This is a genomic window from Candidatus Krumholzibacteriia bacterium (genome assembly GCA_035649275.1).
Taxonomy (GTDB): domain Bacteria; phylum Krumholzibacteriota; class Krumholzibacteriia.
Map to the genome: position 1 here is coordinate 18,986 of DASRJW010000024.1, position 23,082 is coordinate 42,067.

General features: G+C 68.2%; 18 protein-coding genes. 8 read left to right on the forward strand and 10 right to left on the reverse strand.

Annotated elements, in window-relative coordinates:
- Nucleotides 1-49: 49 nt before the first annotated feature.
- The 8 genes from VFE28_01735 to VFE28_01770 form a co-directional block, all read right to left on the reverse strand.
- Nucleotides 50-979: a di-heme oxidoredictase family protein gene (locus VFE28_01735; GenBank protein HZM14696.1), complete on the reverse strand. Its 930-nt coding sequence runs from the start codon at nucleotides 977-979 to the stop codon at nucleotides 50-52.
- A gap of 200 nt (nucleotides 980-1,179) precedes the next feature.
- Complete coding sequence (locus tag VFE28_01740; protein HZM14697.1) at nucleotides 1,180-2,922, reverse strand: glycosyltransferase family 39 protein; 1,743 nt, start codon at nucleotides 2,920-2,922, stop codon at nucleotides 1,180-1,182.
- Nucleotides 2,919-3,566, reverse strand: coding sequence for a cyclase family protein (locus VFE28_01745; protein ID HZM14698.1), 648 nt, complete (start codon nucleotides 3,564-3,566; stop codon nucleotides 2,919-2,921). Before VFE28_01745 ends, VFE28_01740 begins: the two co-directional genes overlap by 4 nt.
- Nucleotides 3,563-6,118, reverse strand: coding sequence for a Rid family hydrolase (locus VFE28_01750; GenBank protein HZM14699.1), 2,556 nt, complete (start codon nucleotides 6,116-6,118; stop codon nucleotides 3,563-3,565). The genes VFE28_01745 and VFE28_01750 overlap by 4 nt, the downstream gene beginning before the upstream one ends.
- Before the next feature lie 32 nt (nucleotides 6,119-6,150).
- Nucleotides 6,151-7,599 carry an aldehyde dehydrogenase gene (locus VFE28_01755; GenBank protein HZM14700.1) on the reverse strand — a complete coding sequence of 483 codons (1,449 nt, stop codon included), beginning with the start codon at nucleotides 7,597-7,599 and terminating at the stop codon, nucleotides 6,151-6,153.
- A gap of 20 nt (nucleotides 7,600-7,619) precedes the next feature.
- Entirely contained in the window at nucleotides 7,620-8,702 is a 1,083-nt protein-coding gene (locus VFE28_01760; protein ID HZM14701.1) for an asparaginase, read from the reverse strand.
- 164 nt (nucleotides 8,703-8,866) lie between these two features.
- A complete protein-coding gene (locus VFE28_01765) occupies nucleotides 8,867-10,123 on the reverse strand; it encodes an LLM class flavin-dependent oxidoreductase (GenBank protein ID HZM14702.1) in 1,257 nt (418 codons plus the stop codon).
- Nucleotides 10,124-10,128: 5 nt separating this feature from the next.
- Entirely contained in the window at nucleotides 10,129-10,929 is an 801-nt protein-coding gene (locus VFE28_01770; protein ID HZM14703.1) for an SDR family oxidoreductase, read from the reverse strand.
- A gap of 119 nt (nucleotides 10,930-11,048) precedes the next feature.
- Between VFE28_01770 and VFE28_01775 the strand changes: the two genes are divergently transcribed.
- Genes VFE28_01775 through tsaA form a run of 5 tightly spaced genes read left to right on the forward strand, consistent with a single transcriptional unit; the run spans nucleotide 11,049 to nucleotide 15,043 of the window.
- Nucleotides 11,049-12,155, forward strand: a complete 1,107-nt coding sequence (locus tag VFE28_01775; GenBank protein HZM14704.1) for a tryptophan 2,3-dioxygenase family protein — start codon at nucleotides 11,049-11,051, stop codon at nucleotides 12,153-12,155.
- A 5-nt stretch (nucleotides 12,156-12,160) separates the two neighbouring features.
- Nucleotides 12,161-13,423, forward strand: coding sequence for an MFS transporter (locus VFE28_01780; protein HZM14705.1), 1,263 nt, complete (start codon nucleotides 12,161-12,163; stop codon nucleotides 13,421-13,423).
- Between the two features lie 46 nt (nucleotides 13,424-13,469).
- Nucleotides 13,470-13,970, forward strand: coding sequence for a hypothetical protein (locus tag VFE28_01785; GenBank protein ID HZM14706.1), 501 nt, complete (start codon nucleotides 13,470-13,472; stop codon nucleotides 13,968-13,970).
- On the forward strand, nucleotides 13,967-14,569 hold the full coding sequence (locus VFE28_01790) for a DUF6624 domain-containing protein (GenBank protein ID HZM14707.1): 603 nt from the start codon (nucleotides 13,967-13,969) through the stop codon (nucleotides 14,567-14,569). Before VFE28_01785 ends, VFE28_01790 begins: the two co-directional genes overlap by 4 nt.
- 60 nt (nucleotides 14,570-14,629) lie before the next feature.
- Entirely contained in the window at nucleotides 14,630-15,043 is a 414-nt protein-coding gene (gene tsaA / locus VFE28_01795) for a tRNA (N6-threonylcarbamoyladenosine(37)-N6)-methyltransferase TrmO (protein ID HZM14708.1), read from the forward strand.
- A 51-nt stretch (nucleotides 15,044-15,094) separates the two neighbouring features.
- Here tsaA and VFE28_01800 read toward each other — a convergent pair whose 3' ends face one another.
- Nucleotides 15,095-17,662, reverse strand: a complete 2,568-nt coding sequence (locus tag VFE28_01800) for a kelch repeat-containing protein (GenBank protein ID HZM14709.1) — start codon at nucleotides 17,660-17,662, stop codon at nucleotides 15,095-15,097.
- 1,058 nt (nucleotides 17,663-18,720) lie between these two features.
- Nucleotides 18,721-20,364, reverse strand: coding sequence for a GNAT family N-acetyltransferase (locus tag VFE28_01805; GenBank protein ID HZM14710.1), 1,644 nt, complete (start codon nucleotides 20,362-20,364; stop codon nucleotides 18,721-18,723).
- A 179-nt stretch (nucleotides 20,365-20,543) separates the two neighbouring features.
- Here VFE28_01805 and VFE28_01810 point away from each other — a divergent pair, with 179 nt between their 5' ends.
- From VFE28_01810 to VFE28_01820, 3 genes are all read left to right on the forward strand, one after another.
- Nucleotides 20,544-21,098 (forward strand): hypothetical protein, encoded by a 555-nt coding sequence (locus VFE28_01810; GenBank protein ID HZM14711.1) that lies wholly within the window; start codon nucleotides 20,544-20,546, stop codon nucleotides 21,096-21,098.
- Between the two features lie 46 nt (nucleotides 21,099-21,144).
- Entirely contained in the window at nucleotides 21,145-22,179 is a 1,035-nt protein-coding gene (locus VFE28_01815; protein ID HZM14712.1) for a diacylglycerol kinase family protein, read from the forward strand.
- Nucleotides 22,180-22,245: 66 nt separating this feature from the next.
- Nucleotides 22,246-23,007, forward strand: a complete 762-nt coding sequence (locus VFE28_01820; GenBank protein ID HZM14713.1) for a hypothetical protein — start codon at nucleotides 22,246-22,248, stop codon at nucleotides 23,005-23,007.
- Nucleotides 23,008-23,082: the final 75 nt, after the last annotated feature.

Sequence of the window (23,082 nt, forward strand, 5' to 3'; positions counted from 1 at the left end):
CGATCGCGGCGGGAAAGTGGAGAGTCCTGCTCCTGTCCGGTGCGCCGTCTCACAGCTTCCGGAGGAACTCGAGGAGCTTCTGCCGCTGATTGGAGTCGAGGGCGAGGAACTTGTCCCGGGCCTGCCGTCCGGCGCCGCCGTGGCGCCGGATGGCGTCCTCGATCGTCTTGCTCTTGCCGTCGTGCATGAACGTCTGCTGCAGGCGCAAGCCGACGAGGGGCTCCGAACGGAAGTGCACTTCCTTGGCGGAGCCGACGCAGATGTCCTCGACGGCTTCCAGGTTGTACATGAGCACGTCCGAGTAGATCGGCGGCGGGTGGCACTCGGCGCAACCCACGCTCGCGAAGAGCTTCTTCTCCGTCTCGTACCCTTGGACCGGCGGGAGGCGGAGATTGCGGACGAACTGCACCGCCGCCTGCAGCTCCTCCCGCGAGAGCTCCTTCGGGACCTCGATGCCTTGCTCTTCGAAGAAGGCGACCTCCACGAATTCTTCCAGCGACGGCACCTGAGCCTTGCGGCCGAAACGGCCGATGCGGTCGTCCGCCAGGAAGTTGACGAAGCCACCGACGCCGTTCCCGTCCGGATCCCCCGCCCGGGCGCGGATCTCTTCGTCGGTCAGGGCATCGATCATCCCGGAAGCGAAGAGGTCGTTCGAGCTCCGGCTGGCGGCCGAGTCGGGCGGCACTTCGGGACGCAAGCCGGGGGCGGCGAAGACCTTGAAGATCCGGAGGCCTGCGCACCCCGCGAGCTCCTCTTGGCGCTCCACTTCGTCGCCCGGCCCTCCGGCTCCCCCCTCTTCGTGGCACTCGAGGCAGGAAGGGGCATTCCAGCGTGGTCCGAGCCCGGTCTTCAGGTTGAACTTCCGGGAGAAGACTTCCTCTCCGTTCGGAGGACCTGGCGGCTTCGGCCCGCCGCAGGCCTGCGGCCCGAGCCCGGCAAGAATGACGAGCGCGAGAAGAGTGGCTCGAGTTCTCTTCACGTCTCGCTCCCGGGTACAGGCACCGCACGCGACACGACGGCGTCACTTCCCGTGTACCTGGGACGAGGGGGAGTTGGCAAGAGTTACTTGGGTTCGACAGCGTCGTTCGATATGCAGGGTCGGGGATTCTCCGAGGCGTGGCGAGTCGAGGTAGGACGTTCTCTGATCTTGCGTGCAGTCGACGAGCTCGGTGCTGTGAATCAGCGTCTCGGTGCGTCGGCGCGCCGCGATCCACGGGCTTCGGCTCTTTCATAGAGCCTCGGATCACGAGGTGGCATGCCGCGGAGCAGATGCAGGCGTAGCTTGCCCGCACCCGCTTCGGGTACGTACCAGAGATCGATGGGACCTTCGCGCAGCGGTAGTAGGTGGAAGGCTGCCTCGGGGGCGCCGCGCTCGGCCGCCTCGGGGCTCGCCGGTGCCGGAAGCAGCTCCGCGTCGGGGCGCTGGATTTCCCGCAGGGGCCCTTCGTGGAGGAGCCAGTAGACCTCGGGCGAGACCTCGAAGGTGTCCGCCACCACGGTCGCTTGCTGTTCGCGGTAGTGGAGGAAAGGAGCGGGGCGGTGCGCATCGAATTGCACCACGTCGCGGCCTGGCGCGAGCACGCATGCGGCGCGGGTCATCGGGCCGCCCAGGACGAGGGTTTCATGCGCCAGGGGCCCGAGACCGTACAGGGCGGCTTGCAGCGGCGCGAAGTCCGTGTGCCGGGTGCGATCGAAGAAGAAGTCGGTCTTGGCGAAGAGCGCCTCACCGAGCCGTCGCGCTCCCGCCGGCAGACGATCCCACCAGGCATGCAAGGGGCTCCGGCCAGCCGCAGGTGCGGTGAGGTCCGCCAGTGCCGCGATGCCGAAGGCGGGCTCTGGCCGCGAAGCCGGCGTCGGTAGGAACACGAACAGGGCCAGGTCGAAGAGGAGCATCGCGACGGCCAGTCGGCGCCGCGCCTGCCACCCATGCTGCCATGCATCGAGAGCGAGCCAGAGACAGAGCGGCGGCCAGAGCGCGAGTGCATACCCCGTAGCCGGCATGCCGAGCAGCAGAGCGACGAGGCTGGGTGGGAGAATCCAGGTAACGAGAAAGGAAGAAGCGTAGCTCGCAGCTGCGGGCGCCGGCGGCGGGCTCGGAGCGTGGTGCCGCCGGAGGCGGGTGACGAGGGCCGCGATCCAGCGGGCGCCGCCAAGGCCGAAGAAGAGCGTCGCCAGGAGGAGGAGCAGTTGCTGCGCGAAGCTCAGCGGACCTTTCCAAAGGGGTGACTTCTCCAGCGCGGCTCGGGCCACCGCCGCGACGATCCGCGCGTAGTCGTCCAGGCCGCCTGCCAGCTGCGCTTGCGGCACCAGCCAGCACAAGAGACCGAGGAAAGCAGCGAGACCGGCCTCGGCCCAGCTGCGGCGCGAAAGCGCCAGGCGCCTTCCCGCCCAGACGAGGAGCGGGACGCCGATGACGAGCACCGTCGGCCGTAAGCCGGCGAGCAAGCCGGTCAGGTACGCCGCGGCGCGGAGCGAGGGCTTGCCGCGCTGGAGCGCGCGCCAAAGCAGCCAGGAGACCGCCACACCGGCCAGCGCCTCGTCGACGTAGGTACCCGTGGTCATGCCGTGGAAGATCACGAGGGGGCTGGTGAGGAAGAGCAGCACCGCTGCCCGCGCCGTGGCGCGATCGGCGAGGTGCGCCGCCAGGCGATACAACAAGGCTGCCGTCACCGCGAGGACGAGGAGAGAGACGCAGCGCAGCGCCAGCAGCGGCCGCCCCGCCAGCACCTGCACGACCTCCGCGAGCCAGACGTGCAGGATGTAGCCCGGCGGTTGCGGCTGGTGCAGGCGCAGATCCTGGTGTTGCAACGCCAAGAGGAGAGGCACCGAGTCGAGGTGCACGACCTGGCGCGCCCCGGTGGCGGCGCAGACGCCCACGAAGGCGGCGAGAGCGGCCGGCAGAAAAAGATCCCGGCGCCTCACCGGGAGGCCTCGCGCACCAGCGCCGCGCGCACCGGCGAGGCGTCGGCGCCGGCGAGCCGCAGCGGTAGCGCCACGAGGAGGTATCGTCCGGGCTCGACGTGCTCCAAGACCAAGCCCTCGAGAACGCCCATGTCGTGCTTTGCTACTGCTTGGTGGCTTTCCAAGCGCTTGTCGTCGAAGGGGTCGATGGAGGGGGTGTCGATGCCCACGAGGCGCACCCCCGCGGCGGCGAGGAAGTCGACCAGCTCGGGAGACAGGCTGTTGAAATCGCGGTTCCAAGCCTCGGGGTCCGGCAACGAGCCGGTCTTGAACAACACCCGCGGCGCCACGATCGCAGTGCCGACGTGGGTGGGGCGAAGGCGCCCGCCCCGCGGTGCCGACACCGCAAGCACCTGACAGGTTCCGTAGTACAAAGAGAGATCCCGGGAGCCGATGTCCTGTCCGTCGGCGACATAGTGGCGCGGCGCATCGGCATGGGCGCCCACGTGCAGCGTCGTCTGCACGGCGCCGAGAGTGAGGTTGTCGCCTCGGGCGATGTCCAGGCTCTCCTCGTGCCGGTAGGGGACGTCTCCCGGCCACACCTGCAGGCGGTGCGTCACGAGCGGCGAGATGTCGATGAGCTCGGGGTCGCCGCCGCGCTTCATGCCTCTCCTCCGTCACCGCAGCGGGCGATCACCTTGAACTCGACGGCGATGGGTGTGGGCAAGGCCCGCACCTCCACCGTCGTGCGGGTGGCGCCGATGGAGCCGAAGGTCTCGGCGTAGATGCGGTTGAAGGTCTCGAAGTCGCGCCGCATATCGATGAGGAACACGGTGACGTCGAGGACGCGTTCGAGGCTGGAACCGGCAGCTTCCAGCACGATGCGCACGTTGTCGATGACGGCACGGGTTTGCGCGGCCACGTCGTAGTCCCGGGCCCGTCCGGCGGCGTCGCGCACCGGGCCGCCGGGGATGGCGTCCGTGCCCGCTTGGCGCGGGCCGATCCCGGAGAGGTAGAGGAGGTCTCCGACCCGGCGCGCGTGCGGGAACGCACCGACGGGAGTCGGAGCGGCCTCGGTGACGATGCCCTCGCCGGCGGCAGCCGGCGCCGTCTCGAGACCCGGCGCGGCGGTACGGACCACAGCCGCGCGAGAGCTGGCGCGACCGGCGGAGAGGACGTTGCGCTCGCCGGCATAGACGTCCACGTCTTCCTCGTCGAACTCCAGGTTCGAGGCCGCGTTCGCCGTCGGCAAGAGGCCGACCACGGCGCCGCCCGTGCCCCAGAGCGGCCGGTACTCGAAGACATGGCCCTTGTAGTTGTTGTTCTGGCCGAGTGCGGACGCCAGCCACCAGATCGCCTTCAGCTTCTGGTCGGCATGGGCCTGGGAGCTGAACTGGCGCGCCAGCTGGGAGACGTCCTCGATCCTCCCCTCGCCGAGAATCTCCAGCAGCTTACGGTTCCACTCGTCGTCCTTGAGGGAGGAGATGCGGTCCTTCTTCGGATCGATGTCTTCGGTGAACAGGCGGTTCGAGAGCGCCGTGACCGCGATGCAGACGGCGCGCCGCCCGCTGGTGCGGAGCGCCGCGGCCGCCGCCTTGCCGAGCACGATGGTCTCGGCCCGATCGGCGTACATGTTGCAGGAGACGACGCAAGCCGGCAGGCGGTTCTCCGGATCGAGCAGCTTGAGCGCCACCACCGTCCCGGTGTCGATGGGGAAGCCGTGATAGGCCACGGTGCGCGCGTGCAGGCCCCGCTCCCGCGCCGACTTCTCGTAGGCCGCGGCGAAGGCGCTGTCCATGCGGAAGCGATAGGGGATGGCGCCGAGCTCGTGCCATTCGGGGTCCACGTGCACCCACTCCGGCGTCGGATGCGCCTGGATCTGATGGCCGATCACGCTCAACCACTGGGTGCTGTAGAGGAGGAGGAGATCGGCGTCGAGGGCGGCGATCTCGGCGCGTACCGACTCGAAGGCGCGGCGGAGCGCCTGCCACCCCGGCGAGCGTTCGGGGACGAGGAGCGGTTGGGGCAGGCCGGGGACGATGTAGCCGGCGACGGCGCCTCCCGGGCGGCCGTCGCTGCTCGTCGCCGGCGTCGGCGCGGGAGGAAGCGGCGAAGGCTCCCGTCGGGCCGAGGCTTTGCGCTGCTTCGCAGCCGCCGCAGCGGTCGGTGCCGGCAGGGCCAAGGCGCGCGCCGCGCGGAGCGAAGGAGTCGCGCTCGGGCCCATGGCGCGCCCTGCCTGCTTACCGAGCGCCGCGGTCTCCGCGTCCCACTCGACGACGGCGTTGCCCGTGCCGATCACCGTGCCGTAGCCGTGCACCTCCGCGGGATAATCGGGGAAGCCGAGGGCGGCGAGGAGCCAGCTCAGGCAGCCCGCATTCGCTTCGCTCTCGGTCTGGTCGATGAAGTCCGGCAGCTCGTCGAAGAGCTGCCGCGTGCGTCCCTGGCGCATGTGCTCCAACACCCGCATGTCCCACAGGTACTGGCCGTGGTGGTAGGGATGTTCGTGCGACATGTCCTCCGGGATCGGCGGCTCCACCGTGAAGTGACGGTGGCTGAGGGAATTGGAAGCGAGCAGCAGGGCGCGCCGGCCGCTCTTCTCGATGGCGCGGCGCGTGGCTTCCCCTAGCTTGAGCATCTGCTGCTGGCCCACGTCGTTGCTGTAATAGAAGAAAGCGGCGTTGGAGGAGATCCCGACGATGGGGAGATCCCAGCCGGGATGCACCATGTGGCACGAGGTGATGGTGCCGTAGTCCACACGGAAGGCGGGGTTCCGCATCATCTTGGTCACCAGACCGGCGGTGCGCGCCTCGTCGCGGATGGCCTCGGCCAACTCCACGTCCACATGCACGTCGAAGTGATAACGGAAGAGGTTGGGGAAGACGGGATCCACCGACAGGCTGGCGAAGTGCGGCACGCCGAGGAAGTGATGGCCCACGACGGTGCGCCAGTGCGGCGAGTGCACCACCAGGACGTCGAAGTCCTTCGTGGCGAGCCGCTGCCGCAGCCTCTCATAGCCCCAGCGGATGTTCTCCCAACCGCCTTCGGAGCGCGGTTCGTTCTGCGGCGGGTTCTCCGCGTAGACCAGGTGCGGCGGGTGCGGCGCCAGGATGCCGGCGACGATCGTGCCGCCCCCGGGCTCCTTCCGCCGGGACGTCCGCTTCTCCTGCGAGGCGCGATGGCGATCGCGTCGGCTCGCGCGTTTCCGTGTGCTCGGCATACTGACTGTTCTCCGTGGAAAACCGCGTTCCCTCAGGGATTCGGGTCCAGCCGGATGCAGACGTTGCGCGCCTCGCTGAAGAACTCCAGCGACCAGCGGCCACCCTCGCGGCCCACACCGCTCGCCTTCAGGCCGCCGAAGGGCACGCGCAGGTCCCGCAGCAGCCAGGTGTTCACCCACACCATGCCGCTCTCGAGGCGGGCGCTCACCCGATGCGCCCGCGACAGGTCGCGGGTCCACACCGACGCGGCCAGACCATAGCGCACGTCGTTGGCCAGGGCGATGGCTTCGTCCTCGTCGGCGAAGGGATGGATGCTGACGGCGGGGCCGAAAATCTCTTCCTGCACGAAACGGCAGGTGTGCGCGAGACCGGTGACGACGGCGGGGGCGAGGAAGGCACCGCTGTCGAGCGGCGGCCCGAGCACAGGCCGCTCGCCGCCCAAGACCTCACCACCTTCTTCACGCGCGAGGCGCAGGTAGCCTTCCACCTTGTCGCGATGCGCCGCCGACACCAGGGAGCCGAGCTCGGTGCGCGGGTCCATGGGATCGCCCAGGCGGAGGCCCCGGACGCGCTGCACCAGGGCGCTCAGGAAGCGCTCGTAGAGCGCTGCTTCGACGAGGACGCGAGAGCCGCACAGACACACCTGCCCTTGGTTGGTGAAGCCGGCGCGGACGGTCCCTTGCACGGCGGCGTCGAAGTCGCAGTCGGCGAAGACCAGCGTCGGGTTCTTGCCGCCGAGCTCCAGGCTCAGCTTCTTGAAGCGCGGCGCCGCAGCGGCGGCGACCCGGGCTCCCGTCGCCGTGCCGCCGGTGAAGGAAATGCCGGCCACGTCGGGGTGGGAGGTGAGGGCTTCGCCCGCTTCGTCACCGCGACCGTGCACCAGGTTGAAGACTCCCGGCGGTGCTCCCACCTCGGCGAAGATCTCGGCGAGTGCTTGCGCCGTGAGCGGCGTGAGCTCGCTCGGCTTGGCCACGACCACGTTCCCCATGGCGAGGGCCGGCGCCGCTTTCCAGGTGAGGAGATAGAGCGGCAGGTTCCACGGCGTGATCAATCCCACCACACCAAGGGGCCGGCGGAGGGTGTAGTTGAGGGCGCCCTCCATGGCGTGGAAAGGGGTCTCGTCGTGACGCACGGCGCCGGCGAAGAAGCGGAAGTTGGCGATGGCGCGCGGGATGTCGACGCTGCGGGCGAGCTGCAGCGGCTTCCCCGTATCCTCGGCCTCGAGCGTCGCCAGCTCGCCCTGTCGGGCGGCGATGCGGTCCGCCACCGCCTCCAGCAACGCGGCCCGCTGCGCCACGGGCGTCGAGGCCCAACCCGAGGCGGCGCTGCGGGCAGCGGCCACCGCGGTCTCGACGTCCGCGGCGTCGCCGCGAGGGAGCCGCGCGATGACCTCGCCCGTCGCCGGATTCACATCGTCGAGAGACGCGCCCTTCGACGCCGGGACGAAGCGCCCGCCGACGAAGTGCTGCAGGGTGCGCACGCTCCGACCCGCCGTGGTGCTCATGGGTCGCCGCCATCGCCGTATTGCTGCCAGTCGTAGTAATAGCGGTCGCGGTCCGGGTCCCAGTCATCCCAGGTGGCCACTTGCTGCAACCGGGGCAGGCGCTCTGGCGGGACGACGCCGGGGACGACGAAGGCTTTCTGCCGTCGCAGCGGATAGGGATTGCGCAGCTCCAGGCCGAGAACACCGAGGACCGCCCGCGCCACGTACCACATGGCTTGCGGGTCCCAGCCGTGGGCCACCTTGATCACGATGCCGAGCCCGTGCGGGAACTCCTGGTGCGCGATGGAGAGACCGAGAAGCCCATCGGCACCTTCCTTGGCGATGACGTGTCCTTCGCCCGCTTTCAGGATTGTGCTGTCGAGACGATTGAAGCCACCGATCAGGTCGGGATGGCGCACCATCGCTTCCCAGATCCAATCTTCCTCGTGCGTCGAAGCCAGGCCGGCGAAGAGAATGGCGAGCTCGCTCACGGTGTTGGAGACCGTGGGCAGGCCGCAGCCGTCACGGGCCACCCGGAGGGGCGTCCAGTCGCGGCCGAGGAAACGCCGGAGTGTCTGCACGTAGGCCTGGAAGAGTGGATGCTGCGGCAGGGTGTAGCCGGCGCGGTTCCAGCCCAAGAGCCGGCAGGCGCGCAGGATGGCGGCGTGCTCGCCGGAGCAGGTGTTGTACCAGCGGCGCGGCCGCCGCACCTGCCGGCCGAACTGCAACAGCGGCACGTCGAGGGGCGTCTGCATGAGGCCCCACTCGTCCTCCGGGAGGAGCGACTGTGCAGCGGCCACGTGCTCCGCCGTGCCGTTGTGGCTGCTCACCGCGATCGCCTTCTGCGTCCAGGTGGTGTCCGGCGCCAGCGCCGCTGCCAGCGCTTTCATGAGCAGCGGTTTCATCATGCTGCGGCCGTAGCAGAGCACGTTGCCGCCGAAGGAATGCACGATCCGCTTGCCGCTCGCCCAGGCCACGGCGCCATGGATGGTGGTCTCGCTCACCCCGTGGCGCCGGTAGTCGAGGAGCGGCTCCCACTCGACGTCGCGCCCCGTGGGGATCCCGGCATCGCGCTCGCCGAGAGGCGAGCGCGGGTACATGGCCTCCCCCGGCCGGCCGTGACCCGGGAGATGGAGCTGCAGCGAACGGGTCGAGGAATCGCCGTCGATTGCGGGGCGAGACCGTTTCGTCTTTGCCGCGGACCCACGGTGGGTTCTGCGCTTCCCCGCGGCGCCGCCGCGGGCGCGTCGCTTGCTTGCTGCCTTCAATGCCGTTCTCCCGCGGCTCTGCGGCTCATGGCGTCGCTCACGCGCGGCGCCACGCGTGTCATGAAAGCTTCCATGTTGGCGACGACGCGAGGGCTGTCATGGTTGAAGAAGTCGAACCACAGCATGAGACGATCCTCGGGGTGGAAGCGGGCGAGGATCTGCTCCACCACGTCGTCGGCATTACCCACCACGGCATTGTCCGCCGCTACCTCCACCTTCGTCGGATCGAGGGTGCCTTCGAGGGCGGTCCAGTAGGCGGCCAAGGCGGTGCGGGCCTCGGCTCGCGCGGCGGCACGGCGTTCCTCCGGCGACAGTTGCGGCTGTTCGTTCAAGAAAACCATGAGGGTCCTCGGCATGTACCCGCGCCGCCACGGCCCCCCGTCTGGATGATACGCCTGCCCCAACCTCCGGTGGGTGTCCTCGATCACCTCAGGGCGGGTGATGGAGAGGTTGAACACCTGCACCGGCAGGATGCGGTTGACCTCCTCTTGCAGGCGCGGGTCGTGGGAGCCGATCACCGGAACGCAGAGCTCGCGCCGCCACTCCTGCGGCACGATCTTGAGCGGCTCGAAGACGAAGCGCCGCTGCAGCGGGAGCGATTCCTTCCGCCCTCCGCCGGGCGCGGCCAGCGACAGCACCTTTTCCCACTCCGCCTCGGAGCGAAAATCGGCGCGGGAGAGCGAGGGCTCGGGCAGGTCGCTGCTCGAGAGGATGTCCCCGCGCAAGAGGCGCAGGAAGATCGTCGCCGCTTCGGCGAAGATCTTGCCTTTCACCGCGGGCCAGGCTGCGGCCTCGATGGCGTCACGCGGCAGGATGCCGTAGGCCCGGTTCATGAAGTCGAAGCGTCCGGCGGCGAAGCCCACGTGGATGCGGCGGCGCTCCGCCGGGTCCAGGCCGTGCAGGCTGCAGAAGGCGGCGATGCGCTCCGCCGCCGCCACCGGACCGCCGTTGCACAGGATGTTCATCACCGCGCTGCCGGCCTCGATGCGGCGGGTGCGCCGGAAGATCTGCTGGGCCAGCTGCAGGAAATCGACGTTGAGACCCACCTCGCCGCGCCAGTGCGGGATCACCGGTTCGCGGTGGCGTTTCTGCACTTCGCTGGAGAGATGCGACTCGGCGATCCAGGCGGTGCCGAAGCCGAGGGCGTCTGCCGCCTCTACCTGGGCGAAGAAATTGCGAAACATCTCCGCCTCGTTGGGGAGGACGTCCTCGACCGGGGTCTGGCTGATGGAGAAGAAGATGTCGAAGTCCATCGGCTCTAGATGCTCCGCAGTCGCCCGCCGTCCACGGGCAGGCTCGTACCGCGTACGAAGGATGCCGCCGGGGAGACGAGGAAGGCAATGGCGGCGGCGATCTCCTCGGGGCGACCCAGACGTTTCTCCGGCGCCATCTCGCGCCACTCCGCTTCGATCGCCTCGATACTGCGGCCGGTGCGTGCGGCGGTGCTGCGTGCCAGCTCCGCCAGGCGCTCCGTGGCCGTGTATCCCGGCAGCACATTGTTGATGGTGACGCCCGGCGGCAGCTCCCGAGAGAGCGACTTGGCCCAGGAAGCCATGGCGGCGCGGATGGTGTTGCTGACGCCGAGGAGATCGATGGGCTCGCGCACCGAGGTGGAGAGGACGTTGACGATGCGCCCGTAGCCTGCTTCCCGCATCCCTGGCAGCAGGAGCTGCACCAGTCGATGGGCCGAGAGCACGTGGCGCCGGAAGGCGGCGAGGAGAGCCGCCGTGTCCGCTTCGACGAGCTTGCCCGCCGGCGGTCCGCCCGTGTTGTGCACGAGGATGTGGACGGGAGCGGCTTGCTGCAGCCAATCGCCGACGACGCGTTCGAAGCCCTCGATGTTTTCCAGATCGGCCACCAGCGAGGTCGCGCTGGCGGCTCCGGCGGCGCGTAGCTCGGGAAGCAGGGCTTCGAGCTTGGCTCCGTCTCGCGCCAACACGGTAATGCCGGCGCCCAGGCCGGCACATGCCAGTGCCGTGGCCCGGCCGATGCCGGCACTGGCACCGCAGACGAGCGCCGAGCGCCCGGCGAGGCTGAAGGCGGGTGCGAGAGAAGGCATTCGACACTTCCTCCGCGGTGATGCTTCCTTCTAAAGGATGGTGCTGGCCCGGTCAACCGTTTCTAGCGGCTCCGGAGGCGATCTGCAATACTCGGACCTCCACCGTTCCAGGAGAGCCCATGCCCCCTCCCGTGCTACCGACCTACTGGGACTATCTCAAGCTCGAGCACTTGCTCTCCTTGCAGAGCGGTTTCGAAAGCGAAGAGGGGCGGCTGGCGCCGGACGAGCTGCACTTCATCATCGTGCATCAGGTGTACGAGCTCTGGTTCAAGCTCGCATTGCGCGAGCTGCGCCAGGCCCGGGACTGGCTGGCGGCGCCGCGGGTCGCGGAGGAAACCGTCCCGCAAGTGGTGCACCACCTGCGGCGGGTGAACGAGATCTTGCGCCTGGCGGCGGAGCAATTCCGCCTCATGGAGACGTTGACGCCGCAGGACTTTCTCGGCTTCCGTGACAAGCTCGTGCCGTCGAGTGGGTTCCAATCCTTCCAGCTGCGCGAGCTGGAGCTGTTGCTCGGACTGGAGGACGAGCAGCGCGTCCGCATCGGCGGCACCGATCCTCTGGACCACATCCGAACCGCCGCCGCCCACTCGCCCACGGGAACCATGGCGTGGGGACGCTTGGAAGCAGCGCGGGGAGAGAAGACGCTGCGCGCCGCCTTGCACGACTGGCTGCACCGCACCCCCATCCAGGGCTCCTCCCCCGACGATGCCGGCGATGCCGCGGTGGTGGAAGGATTCCTCCGCGCCTACCTCGAGGCCTACGCCACTTTGCAGAAAGAGCAGACCGACGCTTTGATGCGAAATGGTGCCGGTGACGCTGCGGCACTGCGCCGGCGTGCCGCGGCCGATCTACAGCGGGCGGCGGCCTTCGTCCTCGCCGAAGAGGCGAGTCCCGAGGCACGGGCCCGGGTGCAGCGCATCCGCGCCGGCATCCTCTTCATCGAGTCCTACCGCGACTTGCCTCTCCTCGCCTGGCCGCGCCTGCTGGTGGATACCGTCGTCGAGCTGGAAGAGCTGCTGGTGCTCTGGCGCACGCGGCACGTCCGCATGGTGGAGCGCATCATCGGCCGCCGGCAGGGGACGGGCGGATCACCGGGGGTCGAATACCTCGACCAGACGCTGCAGTACCGCATCTTCACCGATCTCTGGTCGGCGCGCACCGTGCTCCTGCCACGGCAAGCGCTGCCGCCTCTGGGCGACCCCAGCTTCTACGGCTTCGCGGTCTAGACGGCATGGAGTACGAGCGCGACGAGAAGCGCATCCTGGGCGTCACCGGCCTGGCGCACTTCCTCACCCATCTGTATGAGCTCTCTTTCCCGGCGCTCGCCCTCACCGTGCGCGACGATCTCGGTTTGTCGCTGGCCGAAGTGCTGCGGCTGTCGTTCCTGATGTATCTCTTCTTCGGTCTCGGAGCCTTGCCCATGGGACTCCTCGCCGACCACTGGAAGGCGAAATCGGTGCTTCTCGTCACGCTCCTCGGCGCTGGCCTGGGTTGCCTGCTCGTCTCCCGCGCCGGCACGCCGGGCCAGTTCGCCGCGGCGCTGGCACTCGTCGGCGTCTGCATCAGCGGCTATCACCCGGCGGGGATGGCGTTGCTCTCCCGCGGCGTCCGCCAGCGCGGCCGCGCCCTCGGCGTGAACGGCGTCTACGGCAACTTGGGCAGCGCCATGGCCCCCTTCATCGCCGGCCTCCTCGGCTACGCGGTCGGCTGGCGCGGCGCCTATCTCTGCCTCGGTCTCCTTGGCCTCGCCGGCGGATTGATCACCCTCGCCATCCCCATCGAGGAGCACCGAGCAGGCGGCGGGCCAGCACGGCGTGCGGTGAACGCCCCGGCACACTCGAGCAGCGGCGAGAGCCCGCTCGGCTCCTTCGCGGTTCTCTGCGTCGCCATGCTGCTCGCAGGCTTCGCTTACCGCGGTGTCGCCTTGGTGTTGCCGGCCACATTCCAGGAAGAAACCACCTTCCTCTCCAACTTCCTGCAACGCGTGCACTGGACGCACCTGCAGGGCTCGGCCAACCTGGCGGCGACACTCATCGCCTCCGCGGTGTACGCCGTCGGCATCGCCGGCCAGCTCCTGGGCGGTCACCTGGCGGACCGGCACGACCTGCGCAAGCTCTATCTCTGTTTCCACGCCGCGAGCCTGCCCTTCGTCTTCGCCATGGGTTTCCTCTCCGAGTGGGGCCTGGTGCTGGCGGCAGGCACCTACATCTTCTTCGCCCTGGGAATGCAGCCGATCGAGAACAGTCTGGTGGCGCGCTTCACACCGGAGCGCTGGCGCAGCACCAGCTACGGCATCAAGTTCGCCCTCAACTTCGGCGTCGGCTCGATGGCGGTGTACGGCGTAGCGGCGCTGCATGGGGAGAAGGGCTTCCTGCCGGTGTATGTCGCAGTGTCCTGCGTCGTCTTCCTCGTCTGCACGACCGCAGCACTGCTCTTGCTCCGCACCCGCGGTGCCGCGGTACGCAACGAGGCTGCCGCAGCCTTGCTCTCCTGAGCGCCGCACCAGGAGGATCTACGTTCGCGCAGGCGGGAGCGAACCGATGACGACGCCGGACGAGGCAAGCGCCAAGGCAGCCTTCGCCTACAACGCCGCGGCGGATTCGTACGACGATGCGGTGAATTCGTTCTGGGATCGTTTTGGCCGTCGCACGGTGGAGAGGCTCGACCTGCAGCCTGGCGCGCGAGTGCTGGACGTTTGCTGTGGGACGGGAGCCTCGGCGATACCCGCGGCGGAGCAGGTGGGTCCGGAAGGATTCGTGCTCGGCGTCGCCGCAACCGATGCAGAAAGGCTGGACGTCGTCGCTGAAGAAGGCTCGCATGCTCTCCGCTCCGCGGAGGACTGGTGGCCCATGGTTCTCGGGACGGGATACCGTGGCACGATCGAGCAGCTGGATGCCGAGGCTCGCGCGAAGGTTCGAGGGGACACGATCGCGTTCATCCGTGCCGCCGGAAACCAGGCTGTCGAGGCGAATGTCGTCTATGCAGTGGCTACGAAGTCTCAGGAAGTGGCCACGGATCGCGAGTGGAGACGGCGAGCATGAGTCCCCATGGAGGCATCTGCAATGTCATCGTCCTGATGGCGATCCTGGGGTGCGAGCCGGCGGCGAAGCAGCCGTCACCCGCAATCTTGGCCGAGGCTCGCAGGGAGCTCGAGGCTCGGGGCCGAGCGGATCAGGCCGTGCGCGAGGGTTTCGGCGTGGGAGGGTCGGTGGACACGATCCAGGCGCGGGCGATGATGCATACCGATTCCATGAATACCGCCTGGCTCAAGAATTACGTGGCCCGCTGGGGGTGGCCGACCTCGGCACAGGTGGGGCGGGAGGCGGTCGAGGCTGCCTTCCTGATCGTCCAGCATGCAGTGCAGGACACGGCGTTCATGCGTTCGATGCTTCCGGCCATCGAAGAAGCGTACCGCCGGGGTGATCTCGAAGGCGCCGCTGTGGCGATGCTCACCGATCGAGTCGCCGTGAAGACCGGGCATCCCCAGATTTACGGTACCCAGCTCTCCCTCAGGGAAGGACGCTGGGTGCTGGACTCGATCGCCGACTCGGCGCACGTGGACGAGCGGCGTCGCCAGATGGGGTTGCCGCCCTTGGCCGAATACCTACGGTTGGTGGATTCCTTGACCACGGGACATTAGGCGGCATCGGAGCCAGTCTCCCATGGAGACCAGCATGGGAAGGAGCGGTGAGGAGAGCTCGTGGCGAAATACGAAGTGAAGGCGATCGGGCGGGTCGAGTCGCCGCTCACGGACCTCGAATCGGCCCCGCGGCAAGCCGACGAAGGCGCGCCTGCGGCCTGGCTCGTCTTCGAGGCGGAAGTGCTGGCTGGGCTACGCAATCTCCGGCCCGGCGACGAGGTCCTCGTCTTCACCTGGCTCGATCGCGCGCGTCGTGACGTGTTGAGCGTCCGCCCGCGTGGGGACACGTCGAGGGAGGAGGAGGGCGTCTTCAGCACCCGGTCGCCGCAGCGGCCGAATCCCATCGGTTTGCACCGAGTGGAGATCACCGCCATCGAGGGGCGGCGAGTGCGGGTGCGCCATCTCGAGGCGCTCGATGGGACGCCGATCCTCGACCTCAAGCCGATTCTGAGCGAAGACATCGGCCAGCGCTGAGTCGGCGCGGGGTTTCTTGGGAACCCCGCACCCTTCGTCGGCAGACCTGCATCACTGTCCGATCACGCAGACCTTGCGGGATTGGCTCCTGGCGCCCTGGCTGAGCTTGACCAGGTAAACGCCAGAAGGAAGCTTCGCTTCTCGTCCGAGTCGCACGGTGTGCTGTCCGGGGCCGAAGGCGGACAGCGGGCGACTCCACACCCGGCGTCCTGCGGTGTCGAGAATCTCGATCGCCCCCTGCACCTGGTCGGGAAGCGAAAACGACAGAGACATCTCGCGCACCACGGGGTTGGGGTGCACGGCGTCGAGCCTGAACGCAAGCGGGTAGGCGCTCATGTCGGTGGCACCGGGGATGTCCACCCACGTGACCTCGGAGTAGCGCTCCGTGCTGCCCGCCATCACGCTGGCGCGATAGGCGTACCGCAGCCCGGCCTGCACGTTGTGATCCTCGTACTGTGCCTGGCCGTCGGAACCCAGGGAAGCGCTGCCCGCCCATGCCCACGCGCTGCCATCCAAGGAGCGGTAGACGTTGGCGTGCAGGAACGCGCCTCCGAACAGGCTCCAGGTCAAGCGCACCTCACCGAGCAAGACTTCTACGTTGGTCAGCGCCGGCACCGCCGTCTCCGGATGGGACCAGGTGAGCGCCCAGGTCTCGTCCAGGCCGGGGCCGAGCCCGCCGTGCATCACCATTCGATCGCGCTCGCGGTCGTAGACGGCTGCGTGTCCCCAACGATAGATCGGCGTCGGACCGTCGGGGGTCAGCTGTCGCCACTGCGGCTGGCCGCGCAGCGTCAACTCCCAGAGGTCCTGACTGCCGTAGAAGTACAGATTGTCGTAGCCGCCGAAGATGACCAATCGCTCCCGCACTGGGTCGTAGATCGCCGATTGCTCCTCCCGAGGCGAGGGTGGGGTGCCGAAGGGTGCCAGTTGGACCCAAGTGAGATCGTCCAGCGACAGTGCCCAGACTTCGTTGAGGAACGTGTACGCGCTTCCGCCGAAGACCAGCATGCGGTGGCGGTCGCTGTCATAGACCAACGAATGGCTGCCCCGGGGGCTCGGCGGCGTGCCGACCGGCGCGAGTTGCTCCCATTCGGGAACCGCCGGGTCGAGGTTGAGCGCCCACAGATCATTGCGGCGGTAATTCTCCGAAACGCCGTCCCAACCGGCGAACAGGATCATGCGGTGGCCGCGCGGATCGTAGATCACACCGTGCCCCGCTCGGGCGGCGGGAGGGCCACCGGTGGTGACGAGCACGCTCCAGGTCGGCGGGTTGGTTGCGAAAGAGAGCTGCCAGAGATCGCCAAAGAGCCGATCGTCCCAGCCTCCGAAGACGATTATCCGATCGCCCTCGGGATCGTAGATTCCCTCCACCAGGCGCCGGGGGGCCGGCGGGGTGCCGGCGGTCGTGAGCTGGCTCCACACCGGGTGATCGTCGAGCGTGATGGTCCAGGAGCTGTTGAGATAGGATGCCACGTTGCTGCCGCCGAACAGCACCATACGGTGCCGGTGTGAATCGTAGGCGGAAGCGAAGGTGTGACGCACCGGTCCGGGACCGGGACCGACGAGAGGATGGCTCCAGGATGGGGGACCGCTCAAGCTGAGGACGAATGTACCGGTAGGCAGGCGGTAGTTCGTGCCGCCGCCGAACAGGATGGCTCGAGCCCCATCGTCATCGTAGACGGCGGTGTGTCCCCAGCGCGGACCGGGTCCAAAGCCGGTCGGCTCGAGCTCGGTCCAAAGCGGCGGGTTGGCCAGCAACAGCGTCCACGTGTCGCCGTACAAGAACGTGGCGTCGTAGCCACCGTAGATGATCAGTCGATCGTTCCCGGCGTCGTAGATCATCGAGTGCTCTTCGCGCGCTGCCGGCAACAACCCGGCCGCGGCGATCGGGGTCCACTCCGGGATTCCGCCGAGCGAAAGGGCCCAGACGTCGTTCCGAAAGTCCGTATCGGTACCGCCGAAGACCACCATGGCCTGGCGCAAATCGTCGTAGACCGCCTCATGGCTGGAGCGTGCGGTCGGACCATCCACTGCCGGCGTGAGCTCGGTCCACTCGGGATTCCCGCCGAGGGAGAGAGACCAGACGTCCTTGCGGCGCTCCGTCGGGCCGGAAAGGCCGTCGTAGCCAGCGAAGACGATCATCCGATCTCGATCGGAGTCGTAGATCGCCGTGTGGCCGGCGCGCGCCACCGGAGTCGATCCGGCGGGTTGGAGCTGGCTCCACGTGGGCGGCGCGGTGGTGAAATCGAGTTCCCACACGTCACTCAGCAAGTCCCAGCTGTAGCCGGCGTACACGACCATGCGATCGCTGTTGGCGTCGTACACGGCGGTGTGGAACGCGCGGCTCAACGGCGGAGTGCCCTGGGTGGTGAGTGGCTCCCAAGCTGCCTGGGGAACGGTCAGGTCGAGAACCCAGGTGTCGTTGGTGAAACCGCCGAAGATCACCATGCGATCCCGATTCGGATCGTAGATCGCGCTGTGTCCGATGCGTGCCGGACCGGCCGCGCCGCCCTGGCCCGAACCGGCGAGCAGAGACCACTCGCCATCGATCGGGTTGCTGGTGAGCGGAGGGGACGCTAAGGGCCCGGAGGCGATACGGGCACTCCTCAGGTTCGACAACGGGTGAAGCATTCCGCCGTGGGGAATGCGAGTGAGCGCCGTGCGCTCGAAGCGGACATTGCCGGCCCAAGGGCGAGCGGCACGTGCCTCGACGTCGGGAAGAAGGGTGGCGGTCGATCTTTCCGCGGCGGTAGTCAGGGAAGAGTAGTGGAGCGCGAGCAAAATGACGGTCGCGACTCCCAGCCTAGAAACCAGGTTCGCGCGCATCGATGGCCCCTTCCTGCAGGATCAGGGGATTGTGAGCGACAACAATACGTCCAATGCTTCGCATCGTCAAGAATTGCTTCCGACAGCTCGAACGCGGCTCGAGGCAACGGCCTGCGTCGCATCAGCTCAGACGGCCACCTGGAGCCACCAACCTTTCGCTCCCCAGTCGGTACTTGTGTTGACGGGGAGTCGCTGAGGGCCCTGGGCAAGCTGGGCCTCAAGGTGCGACATGGGCTCGGGGGCTGGATGGACTGACCCCGACTCCGTGAGTACCAGCCCAAAGGCGTTTAGAGCCCTCCGCGCGCAATGGGAGGAACGCCATGAAATCTTGCCTACGACTGTCCATTCTCTGCGTCCTGCTTCTCGCTACCGGATGGGCCCATGCAGGGCCAGCGGACGACACTCGAGCCGTCTTCAAGACGCTGCTCACATCTGTTCCCGTGCCTCCGGAATGGGAGGGAATTTGGGTAACAGTAGACTCGACCGACAACTGCTTTTATCCTGACGGCGCCAGCGCTTTGTCATCCGAGTACTGGATCTGCGCGGGCCGGGATTTCTATCCTGACGTAACCTGCACAGGGACAGCGACGGCAACGACTCTCCATCTCCACTGCGGCTCCATGGATTGCGGCGACGAATGCTGTAGTGGCTACAGCGTGACGTTCGACGTTACACGAAATGGAGATTCGTTCGACTCCGTGGAGGTATACGAGGCCTTTTGGGGTTGTGGTTATGAGCTGTGCACGACCTTACGCGCCCATGGCACACGCACCGGGCCCGTCCCCAAGGATTACTGTGTCACTCCGGTTTTGCCTACGACCTGGGGTGGCGTGAAAGCCATGTATCGTTGATCAGTCCGCTTTGGGCAGGTTGCTCTTCTGGTAGGAGAAGCGGCCGAGGAGGAGACCCACCGTGGTGCGCCGGGCCACTGGCTCGACGGTGCCGCCGCAGCGCTCGGGGAGCGGCACCGGGCCGCCCGGGAAGGTGACGCCGTAGAGCGAGGAGACGCCCTCGGCGGCCAGGAAGGTCTGCAACGCCGGCATGAGGGTTTCGCGCCGCGGCGATCCTTGCAGATCCGAGGCCAGGCTGGAATCGCTGGTGAAGGCGGCGCCCTGGGGCAGGGAGACATCGAAACCCTGGGCCGCGAGCTCGTGCTCGGGATCGCGCACCAGCCAGAGAAGCGCGATGGGACGCTCTTGCCAGAGGGCGACGACGGCGCGCTCCCCGTGGCGCATCCGCGCCAGCGCCGCGATCAGCATGTCCGACTTCACGCCCTCCTGGCGCACCATGGCCTTGATCTGCGAATAGCGCGCCCACTGCACGCGGAATTCCGAGGGCACCGGGGGCAAGGGCTGCGCCCGCCAGAGGAACCGGTGCGTGCGTCCCCAGCGCGCGCGGCGCTGGCGTGCCTTCGCCGCCGCTGTGGTCTCGCCGGGCGGGCCCGGACGCACGACCTCGTGGGCCCGGGGCTGCACGATCTCCAGCGACACGTTCTCGCGCTTGACGTTGGCGAAGCGCTCCTTGTGCGCCGTCTGCCCCAGGGCGAAGTCGAACTCCCGCGCGTCGGCGGCGAGGGCGTCCTCGAGCAGCCGCTTCAGCATCACCTCGCCCGGCGAATAGCGGGCGTAGTCGACGTTGAAGCTCGGCATGTACCAGGTGAAGACGCGGTCGTAGAGGAAGCCGAAGTGGAAAGCGAGGAGCTCATCGCGCCAGCGCAGGGCCGAGAAGCGCAGCCATCCCGATTCGAGGAGTGTCTGGGAGACGCGCTCGAAGAAGCGCCGGTTGCGCATGTCGTCGAAGAGGCTGCGGTCGCCCGCCATGAAGCGCCGGTCCCGGTGCTGCTCGAAGAAGTGGGGTAGCAGGTCGGCGACCTCGTCGCTGTCGAGCACGTGCGAGAAGGCCAGGGGGGCCAAGTGCTCGAAGTAGCGGGTGTGGCGTACCAGGCTGCGCTTGCGGGCGCAGGTTTCGGCGAAGGTACGGCTCTTTTCCAAGGACAGCGCCGGGCAGGCGCCGGCGCTCTGCTTGCGCACCACCCAGCCTTCCGGTTGCGCTTGTTGCTCCAGGAGCGGCATGGTGGCGCTCGCCGACGGGATGTTCTGCAGCCGCAGGACGTCCCAGCGATCGCGGCGGCGCACGAGCGCCTCGAAGATCGTGGCGATCACCCAGGGTTTGTTTTCGGCGGCGGCGATGACGTCGGCGTAATCCGACAAGCCGGTGCCGAGGAACTCCACCACCCGGAGGCCGTCGTCACGGCGGAGCTGCAGAGGCGCGATCCCCACCAGTTCATCGTTGCGCAGCACGGCGAACGTGTACAACTCGGCGTCGGCGCCATAGCACTCCCACCAGGTGGAGAGCCAATCCCAGGTGAGGAAGATGCTGCGCGTCTCGCTCTGCTTGTGCAGACGGCTCCACGACGCCCGCCCCAGCGGCAGGTCGTGCAGGTTCTGGCACAAGCGCGTCTGATGTTCCGTCGCCGAAACGAGAAGCTCCGACATCAGCCACCTTCCGTCGCACCCGTTGGTCCGCGCCGAGGGCATCCAGTTCCGTGCCAAGCGCCGGCGTCGGGAGTCCTGACCCGGTACTTGCCCCGGGTGCCGTGGTGCACTAGGATTCGGCCTGCAGGTTGGAGCCGCGGCAGGGTGCGTAGCGGCACCACGCGCAGGAGAGGGGAACGATGCTCTTCGATCGGCGTCCGTATTACCTGGCCGGGCTCGTGGTCGGACTGGCCGTCGCGGCGTTGATTTGGTTCGGACCGAAGACGACTCCAGCAGAACGCGTCGCCAAGGACGTGGCGGTGCTCGCCCAGGAACCCTGGGATTCCGTGCGCGTCGTCGACCTCGTCTTCGAGGGACCGGCGCAACATCCGACGGATGTCATCGTCAAGGGCGTGCGTCCCAATGGCACTCCCGTGGTCGTGCACTTCGCAGCGGACAGTCCGTACACGGCGCGGTCGGCGATGGAACGCCTGCAAGCGCAGGATCCGGATCGCCTGGCGGAGATCCTCATGGTGCCCCGCTCCCTCGTGCAGCCCGAGTTCCGCTCGCGCTTCCACCGCGACGCCACCCATGCCGGGATCGCCTATTTCGCCGGCACCCTCCCGGAGGCGGCGACGTCCCCGGCGCCGGGAGCGCCACCGGGTTCGCAGCAGTCCTCGTCGTTGCCGGCGGATTCTGGCGCGGGATCCGCCGCGCCCGCGGAGACCGCCCAGCCCGCTGCCAACGCGCACTGAGCCGCCTTCCCTCCGCGCTGCTGGGTCCCGTCTGCTCCAGTCGGAGGTGTTCCTGGAGGCTCGACTCGAACGGGCGTTGCGCGACCGTCTCGAACGCCTGCCGGCTGGGCTCCGGCCGCGCTTGCCTCGGGACGAGCGCATCGTCTTCATCGACAACCCGAGGTCCGGTGGCGGCACGTACGCGGCGTACGCCGAGTGGGCGCGGCAGCTCTACAACTTCTTGGGTTACGACGTGCGGCTGCTGAGCACCGAACGTCCGGGCCACGCCGCGGAGCTGGCGCAGCGCGCTGCCGCAGAAGGCGCCACTCTCATCGTCGTCTGCTCCGGGGACGGCGGCGTCCGGGACAGCGTCGCCGGCCTCCTCGCACTCCCCGAGGAAAAACGGCCCAAGCTTTCGGTGCTGCCGAAGGGCACCGCCAACGTGCTCGCCAAGACCTTCGGTCTGCAAGTAGGACCGTTCCCCGACTTCCTGCATGCCTGTTTCCGCCAGCTGTACTGGGCGCGTGAGCGTCCGCTCGATGTGGGTTTCCTCGACGACACGGCCTTCGCCTGCTTCGCCGGCTTCGGCTTCGATGCCGATCTCATCGAGAACGTTCCCGAACGCGACAAGCGCTTGCTCAAAGAATGGGCTTACGTGTTCTCCGGGTTGCGTACCCTCTTCGGTTGGAACCCGGCGGAGCGGCGCTTCCGGCCCTACGAATTGCCGCGGATGCGTGTGCGCGGCACCGATCCCGAGGGGCGCCGGTTGGAGTTGTACGGCTACTTCGTCGCCGTGGGCAACGTGCGCGATTACGGCTCCCGCCTCTTCCCCTTCATGCGGAACGCCCGGCCCGACGACGGCCTCCTGGACGTGGTCGTGGTGGACACGCGGGATCTGCTCGAGCTGCTGCGCATCGGCCAGCAGGTGCTGGCGCGGACGCACCTGCGCCACCCCCTCGTCCATTCCTTCCAGAGCCGCGAACCCTTGGAAGTGGAATCCCTCGAGCATCCCGTGCCGATGCACGTGGACTGCGAGCTGCTGGCGCGAGAGAGCCGCTGCACGCTCCGCCTGGTCCCGTCGGCGCTCCGTATCCTCGCCTGAAGACTCCAGGCGCCCGGCGAGTGGACGGAGGCCGCGCGGGCACGGGGCATGCACGGAAGCGCCGGCATGCAGCAACAGACATTCCAAGGAGCGTGGGGCGCGCTAGGCGCTGCCCTGCGGGGCGTGATCGCCGCGCTCGGCATCAGCCTCGGTACCGCCCCGGTGTGCCACGCCCAGGCGGTGGATCGCGTGGCGCTCTTCACCGAGTGGGTGAGTGACGCCGACAGTCCGCCAGGCCGCCGGGCCGATTATGTCGACCCGATCGTGTTCGCCGCGCGAGGACCGATGTACACCGTCCTCGATGTGGGCACCTTCGCGCGCGGTCTCGAAGTGGGGGGTACCTGGCGCGATCGGCGGCGCGCGAGCTACACACCCTTCGTCCGCCGGCGTCAGGGCGGCGCCGTGGACGACACGGCCTTCGAGTTCGCCACCGCGCAGCCACTGCGACGCGTCGTCGGCACCGCGGCGCTGCGCTTGCAGTGGCCCGACCACCCCGAGGATGCCAACGTGCTCTTCATCCCCTCGGTCGGCGCCGAGATGTACACGAGCGACTACTCCTTCGCCGCTTTCCGCGCCATCCTCGATCCCCGGCCCGGGGCAGGGGTCGCCTTCATGCTCTCGCACCGGTTCGCCCGCCGGGACGCCTTCTTCGAAACCATGCTTCTGCCGCGCACCGACGGCGTTCTCAACTGGAGCGTGCGCGGCCGCTGGCGCTGGTTCCATGCCGGTTACACCCGCGACCAGGATTTCGACTACTCCCGCATCGATCGCTCGGTGTGGGTCTTCGGCCTGCAGCTCGACCTCCACCAGGACGATTTGGGCTCCTAAAGGCTCCGCACCCATTCCGCTCTCCCGACTCGACCTGCCGCCGGGGTCGTCTTGACGAAGCGTGCCGGCCGGCGG